Source organism: Klebsiella sp. 7-CIP_Kleb. (assembly GCF_050378655.1).
Classification (GTDB): domain Bacteria; phylum Pseudomonadota; class Gammaproteobacteria; order Enterobacterales; family Enterobacteriaceae; genus Klebsiella; species Klebsiella quasipneumoniae.
This window is the reverse complement of the sequence record NZ_JBNRLJ010000005.1, coordinates 193,220-218,238: the sequence shown is the minus strand read 5'-3', so window position 1 is coordinate 218,238 and position 25,019 is coordinate 193,220. Positions and strand designations below refer to the sequence as shown.

At 55.9% G+C, this 25,019-nt stretch carries 27 protein-coding genes, 1 other RNA gene and 1 pseudogene; 11 read left to right on the top strand and 18 right to left on the bottom strand.

Annotated features, from left to right (window positions below):
• Positions 1-4 precede the first annotated feature (4 nt).
• Complete coding sequence (pfkB, locus tag ACQUTI_RS18335; RefSeq protein ID WP_004206143.1) at positions 5-919, bottom strand: 1-phosphofructokinase; 915 nt, start codon at positions 917-919, stop codon at positions 5-7.
• A 24-nt stretch (positions 920-943) separates the two neighbouring features.
• A complete protein-coding gene (locus ACQUTI_RS18330) occupies positions 944-1,798 on the bottom strand; it encodes a tagatose bisphosphate family class II aldolase (RefSeq protein ID WP_004206142.1) in 855 nt (284 codons plus the stop codon).
• Between the two features lie 350 nt (positions 1,799-2,148).
• Between ACQUTI_RS18330 and ACQUTI_RS18325 the strand changes: the two genes are divergently transcribed.
• Positions 2,149-2,952: a DeoR/GlpR family DNA-binding transcription regulator gene (locus tag ACQUTI_RS18325; RefSeq protein ID WP_072140524.1), complete on the top strand. Its 804-nt coding sequence runs from the start codon at positions 2,149-2,151 to the stop codon at positions 2,950-2,952.
• Positions 2,952-3,902, top strand: a complete 951-nt coding sequence (locus tag ACQUTI_RS18320; protein ID WP_004206140.1) for a sugar kinase — start codon at positions 2,952-2,954, stop codon at positions 3,900-3,902. The genes ACQUTI_RS18325 and ACQUTI_RS18320 overlap by 1 nt, the downstream gene beginning before the upstream one ends.
• A gap of 54 nt (positions 3,903-3,956) precedes the next feature.
• Here the strand turns inward: ACQUTI_RS18320 and garD are convergent, their stop codons facing one another.
• Entirely contained in the window at positions 3,957-5,528 is a 1,572-nt protein-coding gene (gene garD / locus ACQUTI_RS18315) for a galactarate dehydratase (protein WP_017901471.1), read from the bottom strand.
• A 564-nt stretch (positions 5,529-6,092) separates the two neighbouring features.
• Between garD and garL the strand changes: the two genes are divergently transcribed.
• From garL to rnpB, 4 genes and pseudogenes are all read left to right on the top strand, one after another.
• Positions 6,093-6,863 (top strand): 2-dehydro-3-deoxyglucarate aldolase, encoded by a 771-nt coding sequence (garL, locus tag ACQUTI_RS18310; RefSeq protein WP_004206138.1) that lies wholly within the window; start codon positions 6,093-6,095, stop codon positions 6,861-6,863.
• Between the two features lie 26 nt (positions 6,864-6,889).
• A complete protein-coding gene (gene garR / locus ACQUTI_RS18305) occupies positions 6,890-7,780 on the top strand; it encodes a 2-hydroxy-3-oxopropionate reductase (RefSeq protein WP_004206137.1) in 891 nt (296 codons plus the stop codon).
• A gap of 71 nt (positions 7,781-7,851) precedes the next feature.
• Positions 7,852-7,997 (top strand): annotated as a pseudogene (locus tag ACQUTI_RS18300) (glycerate 2-kinase); the annotation flags it as partial.
• Positions 7,998-8,029: 32 nt separating this feature from the next.
• Positions 8,030-8,412: RNase P RNA component class A (gene rnpB, locus ACQUTI_RS18295), an RNA gene on the top strand.
• 341 nt (positions 8,413-8,753) lie between these two features.
• Here rnpB and ACQUTI_RS18290 read toward each other — a convergent pair.
• The gene (locus tag ACQUTI_RS18290; protein WP_122542551.1) at positions 8,754-9,218 is read right to left on the bottom strand and encodes an OB-fold putative lipoprotein; all 465 of its coding nucleotides are present in this window, start codon (positions 9,216-9,218) and stop codon (positions 8,754-8,756) included.
• A gap of 314 nt (positions 9,219-9,532) precedes the next feature.
• Here ACQUTI_RS18290 and ACQUTI_RS18285 point away from each other — a divergent pair, with 314 nt between their 5' ends.
• Entirely contained in the window at positions 9,533-9,943 is a 411-nt protein-coding gene (locus ACQUTI_RS18285) for a Spy/CpxP family protein refolding chaperone (RefSeq protein WP_004206135.1), read from the top strand.
• A gap of 73 nt (positions 9,944-10,016) precedes the next feature.
• Here the strand turns inward: ACQUTI_RS18285 and ACQUTI_RS18280 are convergent, their stop codons facing one another.
• Together ACQUTI_RS18280 and ACQUTI_RS18275 are read right to left on the bottom strand one after the other, a co-directional pair.
• Positions 10,017-10,184 carry a hypothetical protein gene (locus ACQUTI_RS18280; RefSeq protein WP_004206134.1) on the bottom strand — a complete coding sequence of 56 codons (168 nt, stop codon included), beginning with the start codon at positions 10,182-10,184 and terminating at the stop codon, positions 10,017-10,019.
• 24 nt (positions 10,185-10,208) lie between these two features.
• Positions 10,209-10,910, bottom strand: a complete 702-nt coding sequence (locus ACQUTI_RS18275; RefSeq protein WP_080838303.1) for a pirin family protein — start codon at positions 10,908-10,910, stop codon at positions 10,209-10,211.
• 104 nt (positions 10,911-11,014) lie between these two features.
• Between ACQUTI_RS18275 and ACQUTI_RS18270 the strand changes: the two genes are divergently transcribed.
• Positions 11,015-11,911 carry a LysR family transcriptional regulator gene (locus ACQUTI_RS18270; protein ID WP_004144865.1) on the top strand — a complete coding sequence of 299 codons (897 nt, stop codon included), beginning with the start codon at positions 11,015-11,017 and terminating at the stop codon, positions 11,909-11,911.
• A 40-nt stretch (positions 11,912-11,951) separates the two neighbouring features.
• On the opposite strand, the gene ACQUTI_RS18265 is transcribed toward ACQUTI_RS18270, so the two are convergent.
• From ACQUTI_RS18265 to ACQUTI_RS18215, 11 genes are all read right to left on the bottom strand, one after another.
• Positions 11,952-12,320, bottom strand: a complete 369-nt coding sequence (locus ACQUTI_RS18265) for a DUF805 domain-containing protein (protein WP_017900662.1) — start codon at positions 12,318-12,320, stop codon at positions 11,952-11,954.
• Positions 12,321-12,446: 126 nt separating this feature from the next.
• Positions 12,447-13,433, bottom strand: coding sequence for a glutathione S-transferase family protein (locus ACQUTI_RS18260; RefSeq protein ID WP_004206129.1), 987 nt, complete (start codon positions 13,431-13,433; stop codon positions 12,447-12,449).
• A gap of 76 nt (positions 13,434-13,509) precedes the next feature.
• The gene (locus ACQUTI_RS18255; RefSeq protein WP_002917920.1) at positions 13,510-13,902 is read right to left on the bottom strand and encodes a DoxX family protein; all 393 of its coding nucleotides are present in this window, start codon (positions 13,900-13,902) and stop codon (positions 13,510-13,512) included.
• 350 nt (positions 13,903-14,252) lie between these two features.
• Positions 14,253-14,549: a YqjK-like family protein gene (locus ACQUTI_RS18250; protein ID WP_254465687.1), complete on the bottom strand. Its 297-nt coding sequence runs from the start codon at positions 14,547-14,549 to the stop codon at positions 14,253-14,255.
• Entirely contained in the window at positions 14,546-14,944 is a 399-nt protein-coding gene (locus ACQUTI_RS18245; RefSeq protein ID WP_023291093.1) for a phage holin family protein, read from the bottom strand. The genes ACQUTI_RS18250 and ACQUTI_RS18245 overlap by 4 nt, the downstream gene beginning before the upstream one ends.
• A 2-nt stretch (positions 14,945-14,946) precedes the next feature.
• A complete protein-coding gene (locus ACQUTI_RS18240; RefSeq protein WP_002917916.1) occupies positions 14,947-15,252 on the bottom strand; it encodes a DUF883 family protein in 306 nt (101 codons plus the stop codon).
• A 45-nt stretch (positions 15,253-15,297) separates the two neighbouring features.
• Positions 15,298-15,666, bottom strand: a complete 369-nt coding sequence (locus tag ACQUTI_RS18235; RefSeq protein WP_080838300.1) for a DUF1090 domain-containing protein — start codon at positions 15,664-15,666, stop codon at positions 15,298-15,300.
• A gap of 149 nt (positions 15,667-15,815) precedes the next feature.
• On the bottom strand, positions 15,816-16,193 hold the full coding sequence (gene mzrA / locus ACQUTI_RS18230; RefSeq protein ID WP_072096611.1) for an EnvZ/OmpR regulon moderator MzrA: 378 nt from the start codon (positions 16,191-16,193) through the stop codon (positions 15,816-15,818).
• 8 nt (positions 16,194-16,201) lie between these two features.
• Complete coding sequence (gene yqjA, locus ACQUTI_RS18225) at positions 16,202-16,864, bottom strand: DedA family general envelope maintenance protein YqjA (protein ID WP_004206121.1); 663 nt, start codon at positions 16,862-16,864, stop codon at positions 16,202-16,204.
• Between the two features lie 341 nt (positions 16,865-17,205).
• Positions 17,206-17,982, bottom strand: coding sequence for a transcriptional regulator ExuR (exuR, locus tag ACQUTI_RS18220; protein WP_004206120.1), 777 nt, complete (start codon positions 17,980-17,982; stop codon positions 17,206-17,208).
• Between the two features lie 130 nt (positions 17,983-18,112).
• Entirely contained in the window at positions 18,113-19,414 is a 1,302-nt protein-coding gene (locus tag ACQUTI_RS18215; protein WP_004206119.1) for an MFS transporter, read from the bottom strand.
• Between the two features lie 480 nt (positions 19,415-19,894).
• On the opposite strand from ACQUTI_RS18215, the gene uxaC reads away from it, so the two are divergent.
• The 3 genes from uxaC to ACQUTI_RS18200 all read left to right on the top strand — a co-directional run bounded on the left by uxaC (position 19,895) and on the right by ACQUTI_RS18200 (position 23,497).
• The gene (uxaC, locus tag ACQUTI_RS18210) at positions 19,895-21,307 is read left to right on the top strand and encodes a glucuronate isomerase (protein ID WP_254465686.1); all 1,413 of its coding nucleotides are present in this window, start codon (positions 19,895-19,897) and stop codon (positions 21,305-21,307) included.
• A gap of 18 nt (positions 21,308-21,325) precedes the next feature.
• Positions 21,326-22,813 carry a UxaA family hydrolase gene (locus ACQUTI_RS18205; RefSeq protein ID WP_017900666.1) on the top strand — a complete coding sequence of 496 codons (1,488 nt, stop codon included), beginning with the start codon at positions 21,326-21,328 and terminating at the stop codon, positions 22,811-22,813.
• 129 nt (positions 22,814-22,942) lie between these two features.
• Positions 22,943-23,497, top strand: a complete 555-nt coding sequence (locus ACQUTI_RS18200) for a YgjV family protein (RefSeq protein ID WP_004206116.1) — start codon at positions 22,943-22,945, stop codon at positions 23,495-23,497.
• A gap of 15 nt (positions 23,498-23,512) precedes the next feature.
• Here ACQUTI_RS18200 and sstT read toward each other — a convergent pair whose 3' ends face one another.
• A complete protein-coding gene (gene sstT, locus ACQUTI_RS18195) occupies positions 23,513-24,760 on the bottom strand; it encodes a serine/threonine transporter SstT (protein ID WP_004206115.1) in 1,248 nt (415 codons plus the stop codon).
• Positions 24,761-25,019: the final 259 nt, after the last annotated feature.

Genomic DNA, 25,019 nt, shown 5'->3' with positions numbered 1-25,019 from the left:
ACCTTTATAATTGGACGATCTGAAGTTGTTGTAATAATTCTTGTGTACGGTTTAATTTGCCAAGCCCGGCGGAGGCGGCAACATCGGCGCCGGTGGCGCTGGCCAGCGCCAGCGCCTGGGGAATATCGTCTGTGTTAAGCCATTGGCTGAGGAACGCGCCCAGCGCGGCATCGCCAGCGCAGGCCGAGCTGACCAGCTCGATTTTCGGGGCCGAGCAGAACCACAGCTGCTCGCCATTCGAAAAGTAGAGTCCTTGCGCGCCAAGGGTCAGCAGCACGTTACGGGCCCCGAGCTGGTGGAGCGTTTGCATTGCTTCGCGTACCCGCCGTGGGTTGCTGACATCCAGACCAAAGATCTCTTTCAGCTCGTCGTCATTGGGCTTAATCAATAGCGGACGCCACTCTAACAGCTGGCGCAGCACCGGGTGGCTGATATCTAAGATGACTTCACACCCTTTTTGCTGACACAGCACTAGAATCTCGCTATAAAACCGGCTCTCTATTCCCGGTGGCAGACTGCCGCTGATAACTAAATAATCACCAGGCGCGACGCACTGTAAATGATGAAGAATTTGTTCTTTTCCTTCATCGTCAATCCGCGCGCCGGGATTTACCAGTTTGTATTCATCGCTGCCGTCGTTAATAAAGATATTAATACGGGTGGGTTCAGCGACCCATGCCGGCGTGACGTTAATATGCTGTTTGCGTAGTTCCTCAACGATATAGCGGCCGGTAAAACCGCCGAATATGCCCATAACATGGGTTGGCTGCTGGTAATGATGTAATACCAGCGAGACGTTAACCCCTTTACCATTCGGGCAATATTCCGTCTGCCGGGTGCGGTTGACTGCCGCCGGCTGGAGCGGATCGCAAAAGATATTCATATCAATCGCGGTATTCAGTGTCAGGGTGTGGATCACGACAAGGCTCCTTCGATTCGCTGATTACAGTTGTCCTTCGCAGCCACAAACGTGAATCACTTTGCGAACGACCTCTTTCATTGCCGCTTTCGCCGGTTTCATATAGTGGCGAGGATCGTTGGCGCCCGGATTTTCCAGGAAGTAGGCTTTCAGTGCATCCGAGAAAGCAATTTTTAGTTCGGTGGCGACGTTGACTTTGCAGACGCCCAGAGAAATGGCGCGGCGAATATCACTATCCGGCAGGCCGGAAGCGCCATGCAGGACCAGCGGAACGTCAACGCGGTCGCGAATAGCCGCCAGGCGCTCAAAATCAAGCTTCGGTTCGGCGGTGTAAAGGCCATGCGCGGTACCGATGGCAACGGCCAGCGAATCAATACCGGTACGAGCGACAAATTCGCGGGCCTGTTCGGGGTTGGTATAGAGCGCATCTTTTGCATCGACCACCAGATCGTCTTCTACCCCGCCCAGACGGCCCAGCTCGGCTTCTACGCTGGCATCATAGCGGTGGCTCAACTCCACTACGCTTTTTACCAGCGCCACGTTCTCTTCGAACGGCGAGTGAGAGCCATCGATCATGACCGAGCGGATCCCTGCCTGGACTTTGCGTGTGATATCAGCCAGATCCTCATGATGATCGAGGTGCAGAGCGAGCGGGAGATCCCACTTTTTCGCCAGATCGCGGGCGATCGCCACCACGTTGCCGGTGCCGGCATAGCTATAGGTACCGGGCGTGCCGGCAAGGATCAGGGGGGAGTGTAGCTCAGCTGCCGTTTCAACGACGACCTGCATAGTTTCGAGGTTATGGATATTGAAAGCCGGCACGGCATAACCCTGTCGTTGAGCTTTCAACAGCATGTTTTTACTGGAAATGATGTACATTTTAGTCCTCTATTTTCAAGTTGTAAGCTATTTGTCTCTAATAACCTTCAATTTGAAAGTAATGTACCGATCGTCTCGGCTTTTAGGTGTGATCAACCGCACACAATGATGAATTGATTTTTAAAATGAAAGTTAATAATATTTTTAATGTTTCTTTTTTAAAGTTTTCGCCGGGAAGGTGTGTTTTTGTAACTATATGATTATTATTGATTATTTTATTTGTGGCGGAGTGGGTATACAGCCGCGGTTTGACATTGCACCAGGGAAATTTAAAAATGAAAGTTATTCCAGGAGAAAATAATAAGGCATAAACCGTGGCAAAACCGTCAACCAGCCTGCTGAAAAGGCGCTTGGACATCGCAGAGATCGTTCGTAAGAACGGCGAGATCAAAGTCGACGATCTGGCCGAAATGCTGGCTGTTTCCGGGGTGACAATCCGTAACGATCTCAACTACCTCGAGCAGCAGGGCTACTTGAAACGCTCCTTCGGCGGGGCGATTTATACTGCCCAGGCTGGCGCGCCGGTTGCGGTGACCCGGGAAGCACCGGCCGTCAGGGATAAAGCGCTGGAGACGGAAATGGCTCGCCAGGTGGCGGCGCAGATAGAAGATGGCGAAACGCTGTTTTTAGGTCAGGGTTCTATTTTGCGCAAAGTGATCCCCTTTCTGGCCAACAGAGAAGAGCTTTGCCTGCTGTTAAACGATCTGGGCCATGTCGCGCTGGCGCAGGAGTTTTTAAATGGGGAAACCGTTCTGCTTGGCGGGGTGCTGTCAGGCCAGGGGCGGATTGTGGAGGGCGATCTGGCGCTGAAGGCGTTAGGCCATTACCGCCCTTCACGTGCCCTGATAGCGGTGGATCATATTGCCGAAGACGGCACGCTGAGCGTGCGTAACGAGGTCACAGCACATTTACTAAACGAGGCTGTCGCCCAGAGTAAACGAGTCATTGCGATTGTCGCGTCCCGACCAGTCTATGGCGAGAAACGTTATGCTGTGGGTGAATTGCAACAGATCAGCAGCGTCGTGACCCCGCAGGTGGTCGCGGCAGAGTACCATGCCTGCTTCCTCGCTGCGGGTTTGACCAACAGCTATACCAACAATGAATGCCTGACATGGCTCAACACGGCTTTGCATAAGACAAACCAGGAGCGGTGATGAACGTAACCATTTGCACCATCGGCGAGCTGCTGGTGGAGTTTCTCGCCAAGGAAGAGAATCAGGGTTTTTCCCGCCCCGGTGAATTTTGGGGGCCCTATCCGAGCGGGGCGCCGGCAATCTTTGCCGATCAGGTAGCTAAGCTGGGTTTTGGTTCCGTGCTGTTTAGCTGCGTGGGCAGCGACGCCTTTGGTGAGATGAACATTGCGCGGCTGGAGAAAGACGGCGTTAACGTCAACGGTATCGCCATGCTGCAGAAAGCGACCACCGGTAGCGCCTTCGTCAGCTATCGTAGTCAGGCGCAGCGCGATTTTATTTTTAACATGCCCAATAGCGCCTGCGGTTTACTGACCGCCGACCACATTGATGAGGCGCTGCTCAACCGGTGTCAGCATTTTCACATTATGGGATCGTCGTTGTTCTCGTTCCGTATTATCGATGCGATGCGTAAAGCGATTGAAAATATAAAAGGCCGCAACGGGACGGTGTCGTTCGACCCCAATATTCGCAAAGAGATGCTTAACATCCCGGAGATGTCGCAGGCTTTTGAATATATCCTCGACTACACCGATATCTTCCTGCCGAGCGACGGCGAGCTGGATTACTTTGGCCTCAATCCGGAGCGCAATGAGCAGGTCCTGGTTGATAAGCTACTGAAACGCGGCGTGAAGCATGTGGTGATTAAACGCGGGCCGCGTGGCGCCAGCTACTTTAGCGCCAACGAGACACACCATGTCGCCGGCTTCAACGTGCCAGTGGTGGATCCGACAGGCGCCGGGGACTGCTTTGGCGCCACCTTTGTCAGCCTGTTCCTCAATGGCGCCACGCCGCAGGAGGCGCTGAGATGGGCAAATGCCAGCGGCTCGCTGGCGATTAGCCAGCGTGGACCGATGGAAGGTACCTCGACGCAGGCGCAGATCAGCGCTTTTCTTGCCGCACAGCACGCTTAATCAACAAGCCCGGATAAATCCGGGCTGAAGGGGAGTGGGCTGCCAGTGTCGCGATCAGGTTACCGGCGCCGGGTTGAATACCGCCAGTTGGTTATGCAAGCCCCACTGATCGGAGAAGGTTTTCTTGCGTCCGCTGGCGACGTCGAGAATAAATTCGAACAGCTTCAGCCCCACCTCCTCAATCGTCTCTTCGCCGGTGGCGATGGTGCCGGCGTTAATGTCCATTAAGTCATACCAGCGGTTAGCCAGCTCGGTGCGAGTCGCCATTTTTATCACCGGTACCGCCATCAGTCCGTAAGGCGTGCCGCGGCCGGTGGTGAACACCTGCACCGTGATGCCAGAGGCCACCTGCTGGGTGCCGCAGACAAAATCGCTGGCGGGGGTGGCGGCGTAAATCAGGCCACGTTTGGTCGGGCGCTGCCCGGGGGAAAGCACCTCAACGATGGCGCTTTTTCCTGATTTGGCAATCGACCCCAGCGCTTTTTCCACCACGTTGGCCAGGCCGCCTTTCTTGTTACCGGGTGAGGGGTTGGCGCTGCGGTCGGTTTTGCCCATATCGAGATAGTTATCGTACCAGGCCATCTCTTCCAGCAGGCGTTTACCCACCTCTTCGTTGATCGCCCGCGGCGTCAGCAGATGGATAGCGTCGCGGACTTCGGTCACCTCTGAGAACATCACCGTCGCGCCGCAGCGCACCAGCAGATCGGAAGCGTAACCCACCGCCGGGTTGGCGGTCACGCCGGAGAAAGCGTCGCTGCCGCCGCACTGCATACCCACCACCAGTTCAGAAGCCGGGCAGGTTTCCCGCTGACGCTGGTTGAGTTTCGCCAGATGGCGCTCGGCGACCTGCAGAATGTCATCGACCATCGATTTAAAGCCCACGTGCTTTTCATCCTGCAGGCTGACGATACTGGCGCTGTCCACCGGGATGCTTTTGACATCTTCCGTCCCCTGCAGCAGCCGCTCGGGCTGCAGCTTTTCACAGCCAAGGCCAATGACCATCACTTCGCCGCCGAAGTTCGGGTTAAGGGCGATATTGTGGATGGTGCGTATTGGTACCACCGCCGCTGGCGCATTAATCGCTACGCCGCAGCCATAGAGGTGATTCAGACCCACCACGCCGTCGACGTTGGGATATTTCGGCAGCAGGTCGCGTTCAATGAGTTTCACCACGTAATCGACCACGCCCGCAACGCAGTGCACGCTGGTGGTGATACCCAGCAGATTTTTGGTGCCCACGCTGCCGTCGGCATTGCGGTAGCCTGCGAAGGTATAGCCTTCCAGCGGCGGCAGCGGGGCCGGCACTTTGGTGGCCAGCGGCAGGGTGTTCAACGGCGGGGCGGTGGGCAACGCCACTAACGACTCGTCAATCCAGCTTCCTTTGGGGATGTCGCGCATTGCCAAGCCAATGACTTCTCCGTAACGGATAATTTCACCGTGGGCTGGGATATCCACCAGGGCGACTTTATGACCCTGTGGAATGTGCTCGATGAGCGTCAGGCCGTCCGGGAAACGCGTTCCGGCGGTTAATCCCCGATCGTTGACAATAATCGCCACATTATCTGTCGGGTCAACTTTTATATAAAACGCGGTAGGCGATTGTTGTCGAATTGAAATATCAGCCATTGTCCAGTTATCTCCAAACAGGTGCTAAAAATATCATTAAATGGTAATTCTGGCGCTGTTAAGCAGAATAATGAAATAAAGCATGTCAGGTGTGTCGGCGTGAAGATGTGATCTGAATCACTCCTTGTCGCCATGGACGCGCGCGGAGGGTGGGGAATCGTAAGAAGTGTGGATTAGCGCCCATAGCTTAAGGCGATTGCCCAACTAAGGCTTTAAAAAATGTGTTTATATTGTGTTTATGCATAGTGTCTGGCGAGTGGGAGCTGACTATACTGAGTCGTGTTTTTGTGACGTCCGATATGCGCATGGTTTGCCTTTTAATCGCGGGTTAATAATTTAGCAGTCACCTAACGAATATTAAAAGATGGTTAATTTGCGATGGGCTTACATTTTCCGGACTCAAGGGCAGGAAATAAAAAAGGACACCCATTCGCTGGTTTATTCTGCGGATAATATTTGGGGTCAGGCGATACGCTTTTCCAGCCTAATGGGGCTCTCTCGCCGGGCTGGTGATATAACGAATGAATTGCAGAAGTTAGCAACGATTAACGCAAGGTAAAAATCATGGATAACGCAATTTTCCCGAACAAATTTAAGGCCGCGCTGGCGGCTCATCAGGTGCAGATTGGCTGCTGGTGCGCGCTGGCCAATCCGATCAGCACCGAGGTGTTGGGTCTGGCGGGTTTCGACTGGCTGGTACTGGACGCGGAACATGCGCCGAACGACGTCACCACGCTTATCCCACAGCTTATGGCGCTGAAAGGCAGCTCCAGCGCTCAGGTGGTGCGCGTGCCGACCAACGAGCCCATCATCATTAAGCGCATGCTGGATATCGGCTTCTATAACTTCCTGGTGCCATTTGTCGAGACAGCGGAACAGGCGGCGCAGGCGGTGGCTTCTACTCGCTACCCGCCGGAAGGGATCCGCGGAGTCTCCGTTTCCCATCGCGGCAATATGTTCGGCACCGTGCCGGACTACTTCGCCCAGTCCAATAAAAACATTTCCATTCTGGTACAGATTGAGAGCCAGACCGGGGTGGACAACGTCGAGGCGATTGCCGCGACCGAAGGTGTCGACGGCCTGTTCGTCGGCCCGAGCGACCTGGCCGCCGCGTTAGGTCATCTGGGCAATGCCGCCCATCCTGAGGTGCAGCGCGCCATCCAGCATATCTTCGCCAGCGCGAAGAAGCACGGTAAGCCAAGCGGCATTCTGGCGCCGGTAGAGGCCGATGCGCGGCGCTACCTGGAGTGGGGCGCCACTTTTGTCGCCGTCGGCAGCGATCTGGGGGTCTTCCGTTCCGCAACCCAGAAACTTGCTGATGCCTTTAAAAAATAATCACCAGGATGAAGAGAGAGAACAATATGACAATCAAAGTGGGTTTTATCGGTCTTGGCATTATGGGCAAGCCGATGAGCAAAAATTTGCTGAAGGCGGGTTACTCGCTGGTGGTGTCTGACCGTAATCCGGAAGCGATTGCCGACGTAATCGCCGCGGGCGCAGAGACCGCGGCCACGCCGAAGGCGATTGCCGAGCAGTGCGATGTGATCATCACCATGCTGCCGAACTCGCCGCATGTCAAAGAGGTGGCGCTGGGGGAAAACGGCATTATTGAAGGCGCGAAACCGGGCACCGTGGTGATCGACATGAGCTCTATTGCGCCGCTGGCCAGCCGGGAAATTAGCGAAGCGCTGAAGGCCAAAGGTATTGATATGCTGGACGCGCCAGTAAGCGGCGGCGAACCAAAAGCGATCGACGGCACCCTGTCGGTGATGGTCGGCGGCGACAAGGCGATCTTCGACAAATATTACGATCTGATGAAAGCGATGGCCGGCTCCGTGGTGCATACCGGCGACATTGGCGCGGGCAATGTGACCAAACTGGCCAATCAGGTGATCGTCGCCCTGAACATCGCTGCCATGTCCGAAGCGCTGACCCTGGCCACCAAAGCCGGCGTCAATCCGGATCTGGTTTATCAGGCGATCCGCGGCGGTCTGGCGGGGAGTACCGTGCTGGATGCCAAAGCGCCGATGGTGATGGATCGTAACTTCAAGCCGGGCTTCCGGATCGATCTGCATATTAAAGATCTGGCCAATGCGCTGGATACCTCCCATGGCGTGGGCGCTCAACTGCCGCTGACAGCGGCGGTAATGGAGATGATGCAGGCGCTGCGTGCGGACGGTCTGGGCACCGCTGACCATAGCGCGCTGGCATGCTACTACGAAAAGCTGGCGAAAGTGGAAGTGACTCGCTAACAAGAAGAGCCCCTGCGCGGCCTGGTGGTTATGCCTGGTGCAACAGTGCCAGACTGCCACGGCGGGGCTAGCATGGACGCGGTATTGATGCCGTTTCCGCGTGTTAACCTCAGTTGCGACGCAGGAAGCGGCGTTTCGCGGCGCGTTTGATAATATTTATCATGCATCGCGCAATATCGTCGCCACCCTGCTGGTCGGGATGACGACAGAAGGATGACAACGGGCGGTAAACCCACTATACTGCGCGCCGAAGCTGACCAGACAGTCGCCGCTTCGTCGTCGTCCCCCTTCGGGGGGAGACGGGCGGAGGGGAGGAAAGTCCGGGCTCCATAGGGCAAGGTGCCAGGTAACGCCTGGGGGGTGTCACAGCCCACGACCAGTGCAACAGAGAGCAAACCGCCGATGGCCCGCGCAAGCGGGATCAGGTAAGGGTGAAAGGGTGCGGTAAGAGCGCACCGCGCGGCTGGTAACAGTCCGTGGCACGGTAAACTCCACCCGGAGCAAGGCCAAATAGGGGTTCATAAGGTACGGCCCGTACTGAACCCGGGTAGGCTGCTTGAGCCAGTGAGCGATTGCTGGCCTAGATGAATGACTGTCCACGACAGAACCCGGCTTATCGGTCAGTTTCACTCCTTAGAAAACCCCGCTTCGGCGGGGTTTTTGCTATCTGAATACCGGACGCAGAATGAATGACTGTCCACGACGCTATACCAAAAGCACGCGGCTTACCGGTCAGTTTCACCTCTTTATGTCAAAACCCCGCTTCGGCGGGGTTTTTGCTATCTAAATACCGGACGCAGGATGAATGACTGTCCACGACGCTATACCAAAAGCACGCGGCTTACCGGTCAGTTTCACCTCTTTATGTCAAAACCCCGCTCCGGCGGGGTTTTTGCTATCTGAATCCGTGACGCGAATGAATGACTGTCCACGACGCTATACCAAAAACGCGCGGCGTAGCGGTCAGCTAGCGTTATTTAACCACCTTAGGATTCTGTAGCGTCGGTATCCTGGTATCTTGCACCTGATGAACCTGGCCGATAATCGTGGCGATGCTGCCGTTGCTTAAAGACTCGACGTCTGCGCTGTTATGCGATCCAAAATTAAAGGTCAGATGTTTATCCGTTTTATTCTGCTCATCGCGCATGGTCACGGTAAAATAGTAGCTGCCGGCGATGCCGCTCATTCTGCGAATGTCGGCAATCACGCCGCGCACTTTAACCCATTTACCCAGATAATCGCTGCTGGCCTTCGCCGGATTGAGAGTAAACGGCTGCAGAAACTGCGCGACGGAATACGTTTGCATCGAAGCGACGGCGTCATCTCCCGGCTGAAATAATTTATCGCCTGCGGAATAAAAGGCTTTAGAGGCCAGGCCGCAGCCGCTTAACAACAATATGAAAAATACCAACGGTAATACACGAAAGCGTAATAACATACCTATCTCCCTATTTATTTTTTTAATGATATCCCTGATTCACTGGATAACGTGATGTGCGCTGATTAAATTAAAGAAAAAGTCACCACTGTCAACTATTTGATCTGCTTCTTTAATTGAAAGTAATGAGTTAATGTTGTTGTATGGAGTGTACGAATTAACATAGTGACCTCATTCATGTAATCAATGTGTTTGGTGTTTTTATTCTTATCACGAATGAAAATAATCTTTAGGTATTATTTTTTACAATTATTCACTCCCGGCTGTAAAATAATAAACCGCTATTTCTGGCAATTTCACATCAGGATAAGACAATGAAATTAATAACCCGTATTGCGTTCGCCACCCTTCTGACCAGCGGTTTCTCTCTGACGGCACAGGCCGCGGACGTGCAGGCGGCGCCAGCGCCAGCGCAGGATCCTATTGTCCAGCACTTAAAACTCACCAGCGATCAGGTGGCGAAAATTAAAAGCCTGCATCAGCAGCTGGAAAATAATGTGCAGCAGATTTCACAGCAAGACATTAAAGATGGCGCGCTGATTAACGTGATTGATTCCGGTAAATGGAATGAGAAAGCGGTGAAGGATCAGCTGGCGGCTTTCAGTAAAATTGATCAACAGGTACGTTATTATCGCGTGAAGTACTATTTTGATGTGAATCAAGTACTAACACCCGAGCAGCGTACCCAGGTGAAAAAAGATCTTGCCGACGCGCTGAGTGAATAATGCCATCGGCCCCTTTCGGGGCCGATATAAGTGGGAAGTCATCAAGGATAGCCGAATAATCCATACTGCAGGTTCAGGCGAGACTTTCTTCATCCCGCAGGCGAATCTCCGCCTCGGCAACAATGGCTTCCAGTTCGCTAAGCATCTCATCATAACCAAAGCTGACGACGCCGACGGTTTCCGGCGGCGTCGGGGCTAGCGGCGTCGGAGACGCCTTTTTTCTGTTTTTCTTCTTACTCACTGACAGACTCCATCACTTCCGTTGTTACACCGGTAAATCTATCAGCAAAGCGCGCAGCGGCGTATCGGCGACGAGGGTAATGTTAGCTTCGTCACGAATAAATGCCCCATCACCACAGGTGAGAGCCTGTTTTGGTTGTTCCTGCGCGACGGCATGGACCGTGCCGTGGATCGACTGCAGGTAGGCGCGTGGCCCATGCAATTGCACGTTGATCTGCTCACCTTTTTCCAGCGCGATATGATAGACCCAGGCCTGCTGGCGAAGCTGGAGGCTATTATTCCCCCCATCCGGTGAGGCCAGCAGCTGTAGCGGCGCGTTGGCGACCTCGATTTTCTGCTGCAACGGGTTTTCCCGCTGCGGGCAGGCATCGAGCCACAGCTGCATCCGCGTTAACGACTGCTCTTTGTTCAGATTGTGCTCGCTATAGCTCACGCCAGGCTGGGTGGCGATCAGCAGTGCTTCACCGGCTTTGGCCTGCACGTGGTTGCCGTCGCTGTCGCGATACTCCGCTTCGCCTTCCAGAATCAGGTTCAGGATATCGACTTTTGGGTACGTTCTGGCCTGGAAGGAAGCGCCTGGCGCCAGCACTTCCTGATTGAGAACGCGTAAGGACGCGAAGCCCAGTAATTTCGGGTCGAAGTAGTGGCCAAAGGAGAAGGTGTAGCGGGCCTGCAGCCAGCCGAAGTCTGCTTGTCCGCATTGTTTGGCTGTTCGGGTAGTAATCATGTTCTTGACCTCTCTTTACACTAAATCAATGGTAAAGGTATGGACGCTGTATTGTTAGCCAGATATTCTGCCCGGTATGTTCAAATTTCCTGAATGAGAAAGCGATGGCCAAAGAGAGAGCATTAACGCTGGAAGCGTTACGCGTGATGGATGCTATCGACCGTCGCGGGAGCTTCGCTGCCGCGGCTGATGAGCTGGGACGCGTGCCTTCCGCCCTGAGCTACACCATGCAAAAACTGGAGGAGGAGCTGGACGTGGTGCTGTTTGACCGCTCAGGTCATCGCACAAAGTTCACCAATGTCGGACGGATGCTGCTGGAGCGCGGGCGCGTGCTGCTTGAGGCGGCGGACAAGCTCACCACCGACGCCGAAGCCCTGTCACGCGGTTGGGAAACTCACCTGACGATCGTCACTGAAGCGCTGGTGCCCACGCCGGATCTGTTTCCGCTGATTGAGAAACTGGCGACCAAGTCTAACACCCAGCTGTCGATTATCACTGAGGTGCTGGCCGGTGCCTGGGAGCGGCTGGAGCAGGGGCGGGCGGATATCGTTGTCGCGCCGGATATGCATTTTCGTTCCTCCTCGGAGATTAACTCGCGCAAACTCTATTCGGTGCTCAGCGTGTACGTCGCGGCGCCGGACCACCCGATCCACCAGGAGCCTGAACCGCTCTCTGAGGTCACCCGCGTGAAATATCGTGGCGTCGCGGTGGCGGATACCGCGCGCGAGCGGCCCGTTCTCACCGTTCAGCTGCTGGATAAACAGCCGCGCTTAACGGTGAGCACCATTGAAGATAAGCGCCAGGCGCTTCTGGCCGGGTTAGGCGTGGCGACCATGCCCTATCCGCTGGTGGAGAAGGATATTGCCGAAGGACGCTTGCGGGTGGTTAGTCCGGAATATACCAATGAAATTGACATTATCATGGCCTGGCGACGGGACAGCATGGGCGAAGCGAAGTCCTGGTGCCTGCGCGAGATCCCTAAGCTTTTTGCCGGCAGATAGTCGAGAACGCTCCTCCCGCTAGCGGGAGGAGCAGGAAGATTTAGTATGAAAAGGGTTTTGGATCGGGCCCGAATCGGTTGTTGCCTTCCGTTCCGCGCTGGCAGTTAAAGATCAGAATCACCAGCCAGCCGATGACCGGGATCAACAGCAGCAGCAGCCACCATGCCGAGCGGTCGGTGTCGTGCAGACGCCGAAACTGCACCGCCCACCACGGTAAAAAGACCAGTATGCCATAGATGGTCGTCAGAATGCCTTCGCCGCCCGCCCGCTGCCAGCCCAGCATTTTATCGATGATGCTCAATACGCCGGTCAGGATGAGGTTGACCAGAATAAACATCCAGTACTCTTTGCGCCGCGCACGGCCGCCAAATCCTATATAGTTTTTTAATACCTTGAGATACCAGTCCATTTCTACGCCTCAATTAACCGTCAATCACTTGTTTTTTAAGCGATCGCAATAAGAATAGACGTGAATGAATGGTGGGTAAATATCTGTTTTATGAATTATTGGGCGCCATCACTGGCGCCCGACGGATCAACGGAAGCGCTGGTCGCGACCGTGCGGTTCGCTGAGATCCTGCTGCGGCCCAATGGAGATGATGCCGGTAGGGTTAATGGTTTTATGGCTGCGGTAATAGTGGTGACGAATATGCGGAAGACTCACCGTCTCCGCGATACCCGGCATCTGGTAGATGTCGCGCAGGAAACCGTAGAGATTGAGATAATCGCTGATGCGTCGTTTGTCGCATTTAAAATGGGTCACATACACCGGGTCGAAGCGTACCAGCGTCGTCCACAGGCGAATATCCGCTTCCGTCAGCTGATTGCCCGTCAGGTAACGATGCTGACCGAGGATCTGCTCCAGCCGCTCCAGTGAGGTAAACACCGCATCCACCGCTTCGTCGTAAGCCTGCTGACTGGTGGCAAAGCCGGCTTTATACACGCCGTTATTGACGTTGTCGTAGATCCAGCCGTTCAGCTCATCAATTTGTTCCCGCAGCGCCGGCGGGTAGTAATCCCCGGCTCTGGCGCCCAGGCCATCGAAGGCGGTATTAAACATACGGATGATTTCTGCCGACTCATTGCTGACGATGGTCTGCTGTTTTTTATCCCAGAGTACCGGGACGGTGACGCGGCCGGTGTAGTGCGGGTCGGCGTGCAGATACAGCTGATAGAGAAAATCGTGCTGATAAAGGGTGTCACCGGTGGCTTCCGGGAAGCTGTCGTCAAAGGTCCAGCCGTTTTCCAGCATCAGCGGATGGACCACGGAGACAGGAAGAAAGGGCTCCAGTCCTTTCAGCTTACGCATAATTAACGTGCGATGCGCCCACGGGCAGGCGAGAGAGACGTACAGATGATAGCGATCTTTTTCCGCCGCAAATCCCCCTTCGCCACTCGGGCCGGCCGCGCCATCGGCGGTGAGCCAGTTACGGAAGGCGGAAACGGAACGCTTAAAACGCCCACCGGTGGATTTTGTGTCATACCAGGTATCCTGCCAGACGCCGTCGACTAATTGTCCCATCTTTGTTCCTCCTTCAGACTTCAGATAGCAAAAGCGAGGAGTGGTCTCCTCGCTTTTTTCATTCAGTATAGTGCGCTTACCATTTCTTATTCAGTACACGGTCGATGCTGAATGCGCCCGGTCCGGTAATGGCCAGCAGCAGGTAACCGCCAGCGATGGTCAGGTTTTTCATGAACATCAGGGAGTTCACGCCTTCCGCAAAGTTGCTGTGGAACAGGAACGCGGTCAACAGGGTAAAGCCTGCGGTGAACAGCGCGGTGGTCCGGGTCAGGAAACCGAACAGAATCGCCAGTCCGCCGCCGAATTCAAGGAGGATGGTCAGCGGCAGCAGCGCACCCGGTACGCCCATGGCTTCCATATACTGCTGGGTTCCCGCATAACCGGTGATTTTGCCCCATCCTGCAGTGATAAACAGAATCGGCATCAGAATGCGCGCTACCAGTACACCAACATCTTCTAATTTTTTCATTTCTTACTCCAGAAAACCCAAAGGGCGGCGGTTTTGTTTTTTAGCGCAATCCCGCGTAGTTACACGGTGTTGCTGTCGATGGAGAGGATAGTAGCGAGGCGGAGAGGGAATTGTTAGCAAGGAAAACTGTAGATCTAGTTCAAAGTTTCTGAGTAATCGGCAAGAGGGGGGCGAAAGATTCCTGAACGCGATGGATCACTACCGCTCCTGGTATAGGCCTGGCCAGGCGGGTAAGAGGACTGGCTGACCGCGGATGGCGGCCAGGAGGCAAGCTGTTACGAACGGCGTTGCGTATCGGGCGGGGAAGTGGCAGAGCGGGACGCCGGGAAAAGCGCCCGCGCTCCGGGCGGCTAGCGGACTGTCGACTGGCGCAGGATCCCGCGGACCAGCCGCCAGGTACTCCATAAACCCAGTCCGCGTTTGGTCCAGCGCATTAAAAAATGCGGGTGCCGTACGGACCACACGGCCATCAGACCGCTGCCTACCATCAGCCACGAACGTAAACTGAGCAGCGTATGCCAGCCTCGGTCTAAGGGCGCAGTCGCATCCAGCCAGTGGCGGCGACAGGCGCTCAGCTCCAGCCGTTGCTGCTGGATCTGGCGCAGCAGTTGCGCCTTTTGCCGTTCACGCTCCTCTCGGCCATTCATGGTTTATCTTCCTCCAGAAGGGCACGGTCGTTCTCCAGCTCTCTTCGGGTCAGGCGCAGCAGTGTGGAGCGTCGCGCCTTACGTAAGGTAAGGATTCCGACAATCGCGGCGGCGAGTAGCAGCACGACGGTGGTGGCGATCATGACGTGCAGGCGGTACTGAGCGTCAACGGCCCAGATAACCAGCACCAGCAGACTCATGAGGCCAAACGCGGCAAACAGCAGCGTCAGTCCGGTCATGATCAGCAACTGGAAGAGGTTGGCTTTCTCCTCCTCCAGCTCCACGACGACCAGGCGCAGCCTTGTTTCCACCATTTCGACCAGCAGCGTAACGATACGCTGGCCAATGGAGAAGACGCGCTGACCCGGCCCCTGCGTGTGTTGTGTATTCGCCATAATCAGCGACGCGACAGCAGGACACCCAGCACCAGCCCGACGGCGGCGCCAATCCCGACCCCAGTCCACGGATTTTCGCGAACATAATCATCCGCTCGCGCGGCGGTCTCACGAGTTTGACGCAGAATCGCTTCGCTGGTCTCACCCAGGCGGGCGCGGCTCTCTTTCAGCGCGCTCTCCGCTTTACTGCGCAGTTTACCCATCTCTTCTTTCGACTTGTCCGCCGAGGAATTCAGTACTTCCTCCAGGGTGTCCGCCAGCGTTTTCAGTTCTGCACGAAGGTCGTCAGTCACATTCTCTTTAGCCATGTCGTTCTCCTGTAGCGTGGTCCGTATTGCGAAAGTTAATGGTGATTAGTAATCCCGAGACTCCAGCATTTTCAACTCCTGTTGCGCTTCATTGAGTTTATGCTGGCGTTTGTTGATTTTGTCCGCATCGCCTTTCTTCCGGGCTTCCTGCAGATCGCGCTGACGTTCAGCGATCTCTTCCCGCTGTTTGGCAATTTTTTGCTGATGATCGGCTTTGAGTTTACTGTCGCTGCAGTTCTCCCGTACCTGACGTAGCGCGGTATTTAGCCCATCAATGCGACTTTGATTGTGATGCTTTTCGGCATAGCTGATCTCTCGTTGAATATCCTGCTCTTTTTCCTGGCAGGGAGAGGCGGCTATGGCGCTGGCGCTAAGTGAAGACAGGGCCAGAAGCAGAGCGATGCGGTGTTTCATGGATAGTACCTTCCATTGTCTTAGGGTATACCCGGAGGATAAACCCGTTCCCGTTGGTAAACGTGAATGCGTTGATTCACGCAGGTTTAAGCATAGTAACAAATGCGGGAAACCACCAGACTGTGTTGAAAACGCAGTCTGGTGGCCGTTTACCCGAGCCGATGCGGCGCGTCACGCAGGCGGGATAACCAGGCGGTGGGCGAGTTATCGTCCTCCAGCAAGGCGATAATATAACCATGTGGCAGAGCGCGACCGAGAACCTCTTTCGCCGCCGCGCCCTGGGCGGTGGAATCAAACTTAATCAGCAGGCCATCCTTTTGCGGCGTAATGCTCTTGAAGCGGATACCGTTAGCGTCGAGGTGATGCCAGACGGAGAAACCATCCGGCATACTGACGCCCTGGCCAACCGGACGGATCGCCAGCGTGGCCTCCTGCTGCTGCACCGCCAGCCAGAGCCAGAACAGCGCGCAGAGCAAAAGAGAGCCACCCAGCAGCCAGCTGAGCTGGCGCAGGGAAGGGCGTTTTATGACCATCATCAGCCCCGGCTTCTGTATTTTTTCTTCCACAGCACCACCAGCGAGCCGATCAGTCCGAAGACCAACAGCGCAACCGGCAGGAGCATCAGGCAGGACATCAGCTGATCTTCATACTTAAGGAATACCGGGGTTTTGCCCAGCAGATAGCCCAGCGAGGTCAGGATGAGCACCCACAGCAGGCCGCTCATCCAGTTAAAGAACTGAAAGCGGGCGTTATTGAGACCGGAAAGCCCGGCGATGGTCGGCAGCAGCGTGCGCACGAAGGCGATGAAGCGGCCGATCAGCAGCGCGGAGAGGCCATGCTTATGAAACAGGTGATGCGCGCGCTGATGATAGTGAGAGGGCAGATGCGACAGCCAGTTTTGCACGATCCGTGTGTTGCCTAGCCAGCGCCCCTGGATATAGCTCAGCCAGCAGCCGAGGCTGGCGGCGGCGGTGAGCAGCAGCAACGTTTCCGGAAAGCCCATCGCCCCTTTGGCGATCAGCACGCCCACGAGCACAAGCAGGCTGTCCCCCGGCAAAAACGCGGCAGGCAGTAACCCGTTCTCAAGGAACAAAATCATAAACAAGACAAAATACAGCATGCCAATCATGGAGGGATTCGCGAGCGTTTCGTAATCCTGAGCCCACAAGGCATTCAATAACTGGGTTAATAGTTCCATTCACGATTCCTGGTACATCGGTTAACGGCACGTCTGAGCGCGTGGCATGTAGGGCGACAAGATTTTTATGAGATTATGGTCGCTGCTTCGGCGCTCTGAACGCTTCCCTGTATAAAACTGAAGTAAGTCAATACCTACTCCCAGAACGGCAAAATGCATCTAATTGTAACAAATCGCCTGACTTTCCGTCAGAGAAATTGCAAGGTGTTGCTCGTTGATTTTGCTGATTGCGGCGATGTGAGGCGAGAGGATTTACACAGGCTGACACTATATATGTTTTGCTTACCTCAGCCTGCCTGGGGAACAGGCGCGCAGGGGCCGCGCGCCGGGGGGATAAAGGCTTATTTCGCGCCGTTGGCCGCCGTATCGAGATGAACCACCGGGTTTTCGGCAAATAAGTAGCGATCGGCATTAAATTCAAAGTCGTCGCTGGTTTCGTTAAACAGCATTTGCTTGGTATTTTCCAGATGCTGCCACATCGCCAGTTTGGCGGCGTTCGGATCTTTTCGCAGCAGCGCCTTCAGGATCTGATCGTGGTCGTCGCACCAGTTATCGACGGTGCGCAGGTCAATATGCTCATGCAGCTTTTTCCAGTACGGGTTATGCACGCGCTGGGTCCACATTTTTTCCACGATCGCCGCCAGGGCGCTATTCTGCGTGGCCAGCGCCACCTGGACATGAAACTGCAGATCCCACTCGGAGTCGCGGAAACACTTCTCGTTGCGCGCTTTCTCCTGAATCTCCATCAGCTTCATGATGTCCTGCTTGGTCACCTGAGTGGCCGCGAATTCGGCGATATTGCTTTCAATAAGCTGCCGCGCCTGCAGCAGCTCAAAGGGGCCATAGTTGGCGAACTCAAGGCTTTCATCGGCCACTTGCTGGTATTTCGGATGGTTAGAGATAACGTGAATGCCCGACCCTTTGCGTACTTCGACATACCCTTCCACTTCCAGCATGATAATGGCTTCACGAACCACGGTACGGCTAACGTTTTTTTCATCGGCGATAAAGCGCTCGGCGGGCAGCTTATCCCCTACAAGGTAGACACCTTGTTCGATGCGCGTCTTCAGCTCAGCGGCAAGCTGCTGATAAAGACGGCGTGGTTCAATGATTTCCATATTCGCTCCCGCAAGATGGCGACAATATTCGATTTGTTATACCACTTTTACGCGATTTCCACCACTGGCAGGGATGAAAAAGCCGCCTGAGAAGGCGGCTTGGCAGGCGATCACCTCAGCATAAGCGTCTCTAACTCTGGGTGGCCGGTTTGCGGCTGCTAAGCGGCGGCGTGTCATCGTCAGCCGGTTTGTTTTTCAGCACCGTCCAGATGACCAGCGCGCCCAGCAGGTCAAAGACCGCCAGTACGGCAAACAGCGGGCTGAAGCCGATGGTGTCTGCCAGCGCGCCGACGACCAGGGCGAACATGGTGCTCGCCAGCCAGGCGGCCATCCCGGTCAGACCGTTGGCGGTAGCGACTTCGTTACGGCCAAAGACGTCGGAAGAGAGGGTAATCAACGCCCCGGACAGCGCCTGGTGAGCGAACCCGCCGATGCACAGCAGGGCAATCGCCACGTACGGGCTGGTGAACAGGCCGATCATCCCCGGGCCAATCATCAGCAGGGCGCCCATGGTGACCACCATTTTACGCGACACGATCAGATTGACGCCGAACCAGCGCTGGAACAGCGGCGGCAGGTATCCACCGACGATGCAGCCGAGGTCGGCGAACAGCATCGGCATCCAGGCGAACATGGCGATCTCTTTCAGGTTAAAGCCGTAAACCTTAAACATGAACAGCGGGATCCAGGCGTTAAAGGTACCCCAGGCCGGCTCGGCGAGAAAACGCGGCAGGGCGATACCCCAGAACTGACGGTTGCGCAGGATCTGCCACGGCGACATTTTCTTCGCGTTATTGGTCTGGTGTTGAGACTCCTGGCCGCCAATGATGTAGTCGCGTTCTTCGTCAGATAATTTCTTCTGATCGCGCGGGTGTTTGTAGAAGATCAGCCAGGCGATGGCCCAGGCGAAGCTCAGCACCCCGGAGATAATGAACGCCATCTGCCAGCTGTGCATGACAATCGCCCACACCACCAGCGGCGGCGCGATCATGGCGCCGATAGAGGAACCCACGTTGAAGTAGCCCACCGCGATAGAGCGCTCTTTCGCCGGGAACCATTCGGAGCTGGCTTTCAGCCCGGCGGGGATCATCGCTGCTTCCGCCGCGCCCACCGCGCCGCGGGCCAGCGCCAGGCCACCCCAGCTGCCGGCGAGGGCGGTCGAGCCACAGAATATCGCCCAGGCGATAGCGAAGAAGGCATAGCCAACTTTAGTCCCCAGAATATCAAGGACATAGCCTGCGACAGGCTGCATGACGGTATAGGCAGCGGAATAGGCTGCAATGATATAGGAGTACTGTTGGGTCGAGATGTGTAACTCTTCCATCAGCGTCGGCGCGGCCGCCGCCACGGTGTTACGGGTCAGGTAGCCCAGCACGGTGCCCAGCGTCACCAGTGCGATCATGTACCAACGTAACCCTTTAATTTTACGCATGTAAACCTCATCGTCTGTAATTTCTCCGCACCAGGTGCGGCCTCTCCTGACGGCGATACGCGGTCGGGAAAGCGAAACGGAGGGTTCAGGAGGGCGGTCCCCTCTGGCCCGAACCTTACCATCAGTTGTTATGTAAAAAGTCGGTATCCATTCCGTATAAGCCGATGCCATCAACACCGGTAAAGCATTCCGTCGGTTTATATGTTGCGACGGCAGAAAGATAACTTGTCATACAACTTTAAAAGTTGAGTGCTGTCACAAAAGTGGGAAAGTTAGTGTGGTCTTTATGACTGGCGAGGAAAGCCAGATACGGCGCGCCCTGGCGAGACGTTTGCCGTGGAGAGGCGGTTTTTTTTATCAACGTTTATTGATCTAACTCACGAAAAACAGTTCGGTCTGTGGAAATTGGTGTGATAACTTTGTCAGCATTGTAGTCAATCATCTGAAAGGCTCCTGTTCCGGAGCGAAGAGGACACACGAATGACACCGTTTATGACCGAAGATTTTCTACTCGATAGCGAATTTGCCCGCCGCCTGTACCACGATTACGCGAAAGATCAGCCTATTTTCGACTACCATTGCCACCTTCCGCCGCAGCAGGTTGCCGAAAATTATCGTTTCAAAAATCTGTATGACATCTGGCTGAAAGGCGATCACTACAAATGGCGCGCGATGCGCACTAACGGCGTGCCGGAGCGTCTGTGTACCGGGGATGCCTCCGATCGCGAGAAATTTGACGCCTGGGCAGCCACCGTGCCTCACACAATTGGCAACCCGTTATACCACTGGACCCATTTAGAGCTGCGTCGCCCATTTGGTATTACAGGTAAGCTGCTGTCACCTTCCACCGCCGATGAGATCTGGGAACAGTGCAATGCGTTACTGGCGCAGGACGCCTTCTCCGCCCGCGGGATCATGAAGCAGATGAACGTGAAGATGGTCGGCACCACCGACGATCCGATTGATTCCCTGGAACACCATGCGGCTGTCGCCAAAGACACTTCATTTGATATCAAGGTGTTGCCGAGCTGGCGCCCGGATAAAGCGTTCAACATCGAGCAGGCGACCTTCAATGACTATATGGCTAAGCTGGGTGAAGTGTCCGACACTGATATTCGCCGTTTTGCGGACCTGCAAAGCGCGCTGACCAAACGTCTGGACCACTTTGCCGCTCACGGTTGCAAAGTCTCCGACCACGCCCTGGACGTAGTGCTGTTTGCGGAAGCGACCGACGCCGAGCTGGACGCCATTCTGGCGCGTCGCCTGGCTGGTGAAACCCTTAGCGAACGCGAAGTGGCGCAGTTCAAAACCGCGGTGCTGGTGTTCCTCGGCGCAGAGTATGCTCGTCGCGGCTGGGTGCAGCAGTACCACATCGGCGCGCTGCGCAATAACAACCTGCGTCAGTTCAAACTGTTAGGCCCGGACGTGGGCTTTGACTCGATCAACGATCGTCCGATGGCTGAAGAGCTGTCTAAGCTGCTGAGCAAGCAGAACGAAGAGAACCTGCTGCCGAAAACCATTCTCTACTGCCTGAACCCGCGCGATAACGAAGTGCTGGGCACCATGATCGGTAACTTCCAGGGCGAAGGGATGCCGGGCAAGATGCAGTTCGGCTCCGGCTGGTGGTTCAACGATCAGAAAGACGGCATGGAGCGGCAGATGACCCAGCTGGCGCAGCTCGGCCTGCTGAGCCGCTTTGTCGGGATGCTGACCGACAGCCGCAGCTTCCTCTCCTACACGCGCCACGAATACTTCCGCCGCATTCTGTGCCAGATGATCGGCCGTTGGGTGACCGCCGGCGAAGCGCCTGCGGATATCGCGCTGCTGGGCGAGATGGTGAAAAACATTTGCTTTAACAATGCGCGTGACTATTTCGCCATTGAACTGAACTAAGACCAGAGGTCGGTTGATATGCAATACATCAAAATCCATTCGCAGGATAACGTCGCGGTCGCGCTGGCGGATATGACGGCCGGTAGCGTGGTGACGATCGACAATGACCCGGTCACCCTCGGTCAGGATATCGTTCGCGGACACAAGTTTGCACTGCGCGCTATCGCGAAAGGGGAAAACGTCGTTAAGTATGGGCTGCCGATTGGCCATGCGCTGGCGGATATCGCGCCGGGCGAGCATGTCCATGCGCACAATACGCGCACCAATCTCAGCGACCTTGACGCGTATCGCTATCAACCGGAACAGGTTGCCCAACCGCCGCAGCCAGCGGATCGCGAAGTGCAGATTTATCGTCGCGCCAATGGCGACGTCGGCGTGCGCAATGAGCTGTGGATCCTGCCGACCGTCGGCTGCGTCAACGCCATGGCCCGCCAGATGCAGAACCGTTTTCTGAAAGAGGCAAACGGCGCTGAGGACATCGATGGAGTGCATCTCTTCAGCCATACCTATGGCTGCTCGCAGCTCGGGGACGATCACCTCAATACCCGCACCATGCTGCAGAATATGGTTCGCCATCCGAACGCCGGGGCGGTGCTGGTGGTGGGCCTTGGCTGTGAAAACAACCAGGTGGAGGCCTTTCGCGAAACGCTGGGCGAGTATGATCCGCAGCGCGTGCACTTTATGGTTTGTCAGCATCAGGACGATGAAGTGGAGGCGGGAGTGGCGCATCTCCACCAGCTGTATGACGTGATGCGTCAGGATAAACGTCAGCCGGGTAAGCTGAGCGAGCTGAAGTTTGGCCTCGAGTGCGGCGGGTCTGACGGCCTGTCCGGTATTACCGCCAACCCGATGCTGGGGCGCTTCTCAGACTACGTGATCGCCAACGGCGGCACCACCGTGCTGACCGAAGTGCCGGAGATGTTCGGCGCTGAACAGCTGCTGATGAGCCACTGCCGCGACGAAGCGACCTTCGACAAGCTGGTGACTATGGTCAATGACTTTAAGCAGTACTTTATCGCGCACGACCAGCCTATTTACGAAAACCCCTCTCCGGGCAACAAGGCCGGGGGGATCACCACCCTCGAGGATAAGTCGCTGGGCTGTACCCAGAAAGCGGGCTCCAGCCAGGTCGTGGATGTCCTGCGCTACGGCGAACGTCTGAAGGTTCATGGTCTGAACTTGCTGAGCGCGCCAGGCAATGATGCCGTCGCCACCAGCGCGCTGGCCGGCGCCGGCTGCCATATGGTGCTGTTCAGTACCGGCCGCGGCACGCCGTACGGCGGCTTTGTGCCGACGGTGAAGATCGCCACCAACAGCGAGCTGGCGGCAAAGAAAAAGCACTGGATCGACTTCGATGCCGGACAGCTGATCCACGGCAAAGCGATGCCACAGCTGCTGGAGGAGTTCGTGGATACCATTGTGGCTTTCGCCAACGGCAAACCGACCTGTAATGAGCAGAATGACTTCCGCGAGCTGGCCATCTTTAAAAGCGGTGTTACCCTGTAAAGGCGCATTCATATTGGCGCCCGGGCGGCGTTGATCGCGCATTGGCCTGATAGCGCAGCGTCATCGGGTAAGCAGCAGCGGCGTTTCAGCCTGTGAAGCGCCGTTTGTTTTTTCTCTCAGGGAGCTTTCATGACCGCGTATTGGCTGGCTCAGGGCGTCGGCGTCATCGCCTTTCTTATCGGCATTACCACCTTTATCAACCGCGACGAACGTCGCTTCAGGCTTCAGCTGGCGGTCTATAGCGCCGTTATCGGCGTCCATTTTTTCCTGATGGGCGCCGCGCCTGCCGGGATGAGCGCCGGGCTTAATGCGCTCCGCACGGTCATTTCCCTGCGCACCCGCAGCCTGTGGGTGATGACAGTCTTTATCCTGCTGACGTTGATCCTCGGCCTTGGCAAGCTGCAGCATGCTATGGAGCTGCTGCCGATTATTGGCACTGTCGCCAGCACCTGGGCGCTGTTTCGCTGTAAAGGGCTGACCGTCCGCTGCGTGATGTGGTGCTCCACCGCCTGCTGGGTGACGCATAACCTGTGGCTGGGTTCGATTGGCGGGACGCTGATTGAAGGCAGTTTCCTGATCGTCAACGGCCTGAATATCATTCGCTTCCGCCGGATGCAAAAGCGGGGTATCGATCCGTTCAGGGTTGAAAACGCGGTGCAGGAAGAGAGCCCCTCCGCGCGGTAGCGGAGGGGAAAGGCATTAACTGCGCAGGGCGTTTTTCGCCAGCTGGTCGTCTTCCGCCATGCAGGCGGCGGCGGTAAACAGGGCGTCGGTGGAGGAGTTCAGCGCGGTTTCGCAGGAATCCTGCAGCACGCCGATGATAAAGCCGACGGCAACCACCTGCATCGCCACATCGTTCGGAATACCAAACATATTACAGGCCAGCGGGATCAGCAGCAGCGAACCGCCCGCCACGCCGGAGGCGCCGCAGGCGCACAGCGAAGCGACCACGCTCAGCAACAGCGCCGTCGGCAGATCCACCGGAATGTTCAGCGTATGGACCGCCGCCAGCGTCAGCACGGTAATCGTGATTGCCGCGCCCGCCATATTGATGGTCGCCCCCAGCGGAATGGAGACCGAATAGGTATCGCGATCCAGGTTCAGCTTCTCGCATAGCGCCATATTCACCGGAATATTGGCGGCGGAGCTGCGGGTGAAAAACGCGTAGACGCCGCTTTCGCGCAGGCAAGTCAGCACCAGCGGATAGGGGTTACGGCGAATCTTCCAGAACACCAGCAGCGGGTTAATCACCAGCGCCACCAGCAGCATACAGCCCACCAGTACCAGCAGCAGCTGGGCGTAGCCCCACAGCGTTTCAAAACCGGTGGTCGCCAGGGTGGAAGAGACCAGGCCGAAGATCCCCAGCGGCGCAAAGCGGATCACCACTTTAACGATAAAGGTCACCGCGTGGGAGATATCGTTGATCAGGTTTTTCGTGGTGTCGTTACCATGGCGCAGGGCGAAGCCAAGCCCCACCGCCCACACCAGAATACCGATATAGTTGGCGTTCAGCAGGGCGTCGACCGGGTTGGACACCATGCTCATCAGCAGACTACGCAGCACCTCAACAATCCCCGACGGCGGCGTGATGCTGTCGGCGGCGGTGGTTAAGTGCAGAGTCGACGGAAAGAGAAAACTGAACAACACCGCAGTCAGCGCCGCGCTAAAGGTGCCCAGCAGATAGAGAAACAGAATAGGGCGAATACTGGTTTTTTGTCCGTGCTGATGGTTGGCGATCGAGGCCATGACGAGCATCAATACCAGCACCGGCGCTACCGCCTTTAACGCGCCGACGAACAGGGTCCCCAGCAGGCCGACGGCGATAGCCGCTGGCTTAGAGACCAGCGCCAGCAGCACGCCAAGCACCAGGCCGATTAAAATTTGTTTCACCAGGCTGCCTTGCGCCAGGCGGGAGAGCCACCCTGATGGGGGAGTGCGTGTTGTCATAATTCATTCCTTCCAGTGATGTAGCAAGCCATCCCAGCCACGTATTATTTGTTACGTTTATGTCAGGATGTAAATAGATGTTTGCATAGCCGAGTATACGGAAAGAAAGCCTGGCGGGAAGCGTAAAATACTGTGATTTTAATCTGGATCTTATTTTTTAACCACGCAGTAACATAATTGTGACATGAGCAGGCATTCTCGTTATGAGAAGGTCTGCTATAGCCGATTACCGCGCCGCCAGCGGGAGCCGACGGCGCGC

Coding starts and splice junctions, on each gene's coding strand:
- ACQUTI_RS18330 (WP_004206142.1), bottom strand. CDS start 1,798: ATGTACATCATTTCCAGTAAAAACATGCTGTTGAAAGCTCAACGACAG.
- ACQUTI_RS18320 (WP_004206140.1), top strand. CDS start 2,952: ATGAACGTAACCATTTGCACCATCGGCGAGCTGCTGGTGGAGTTTCTC.
- garD (WP_017901471.1), bottom strand. CDS start 5,528: ATGGCTGATATTTCAATTCGACAACAATCGCCTACCGCGTTTTATATA.
- garL (WP_004206138.1), top strand. CDS start 6,093: ATGGATAACGCAATTTTCCCGAACAAATTTAAGGCCGCGCTGGCGGCT.
- garR (WP_004206137.1), top strand. CDS start 6,890: ATGACAATCAAAGTGGGTTTTATCGGTCTTGGCATTATGGGCAAGCCG.
- ACQUTI_RS18290 (WP_122542551.1), bottom strand. CDS start 9,218: ATGTTATTACGCTTTCGTGTATTACCGTTGGTATTTTTCATATTGTTG.
- ACQUTI_RS18285 (WP_004206135.1), top strand. CDS start 9,533: ATGAAATTAATAACCCGTATTGCGTTCGCCACCCTTCTGACCAGCGGT.
- ACQUTI_RS18275 (WP_080838303.1), bottom strand. CDS start 10,910: ATGATTACTACCCGAACAGCCAAACAATGCGGACAAGCAGACTTCGGC.
- ACQUTI_RS18270 (WP_004144865.1), top strand. CDS start 11,015: ATGGCCAAAGAGAGAGCATTAACGCTGGAAGCGTTACGCGTGATGGAT.
- ACQUTI_RS18265 (WP_017900662.1), bottom strand. CDS start 12,320: ATGGACTGGTATCTCAAGGTATTAAAAAACTATATAGGATTTGGCGGC.
- ACQUTI_RS18260 (WP_004206129.1), bottom strand. CDS start 13,433: ATGGGACAATTAGTCGACGGCGTCTGGCAGGATACCTGGTATGACACA.
- ACQUTI_RS18255 (WP_002917920.1), bottom strand. CDS start 13,902: ATGAAAAAATTAGAAGATGTTGGTGTACTGGTAGCGCGCATTCTGATG.
- ACQUTI_RS18250 (WP_254465687.1), bottom strand. CDS start 14,549: ATGAATGGCCGAGAGGAGCGTGAACGGCAAAAGGCGCAACTGCTGCGC.
- ACQUTI_RS18245 (WP_023291093.1), bottom strand. CDS start 14,944: ATGGCGAATACACAACACACGCAGGGGCCGGGTCAGCGCGTCTTCTCC.
- ACQUTI_RS18240 (WP_002917916.1), bottom strand. CDS start 15,252: ATGGCTAAAGAGAATGTGACTGACGACCTTCGTGCAGAACTGAAAACG.
- ACQUTI_RS18235 (WP_080838300.1), bottom strand. CDS start 15,666: ATGAAACACCGCATCGCTCTGCTTCTGGCCCTGTCTTCACTTAGCGCC.
- yqjA (WP_004206121.1), bottom strand. CDS start 16,864: ATGGAACTATTAACCCAGTTATTGAATGCCTTGTGGGCTCAGGATTAC.
- exuR (WP_004206120.1), bottom strand. CDS start 17,982: ATGGAAATCATTGAACCACGCCGTCTTTATCAGCAGCTTGCCGCTGAG.
- ACQUTI_RS18215 (WP_004206119.1), bottom strand. CDS start 19,414: ATGCGTAAAATTAAAGGGTTACGTTGGTACATGATCGCACTGGTGACG.
- uxaC (WP_254465686.1), top strand. CDS start 19,895: ATGACACCGTTTATGACCGAAGATTTTCTACTCGATAGCGAATTTGCC.
- ACQUTI_RS18205 (WP_017900666.1), top strand. CDS start 21,326: ATGCAATACATCAAAATCCATTCGCAGGATAACGTCGCGGTCGCGCTG.
- ACQUTI_RS18200 (WP_004206116.1), top strand. CDS start 22,943: ATGACCGCGTATTGGCTGGCTCAGGGCGTCGGCGTCATCGCCTTTCTT.
- sstT (WP_004206115.1), bottom strand. CDS start 24,760: ATGACAACACGCACTCCCCCATCAGGGTGGCTCTCCCGCCTGGCGCAA.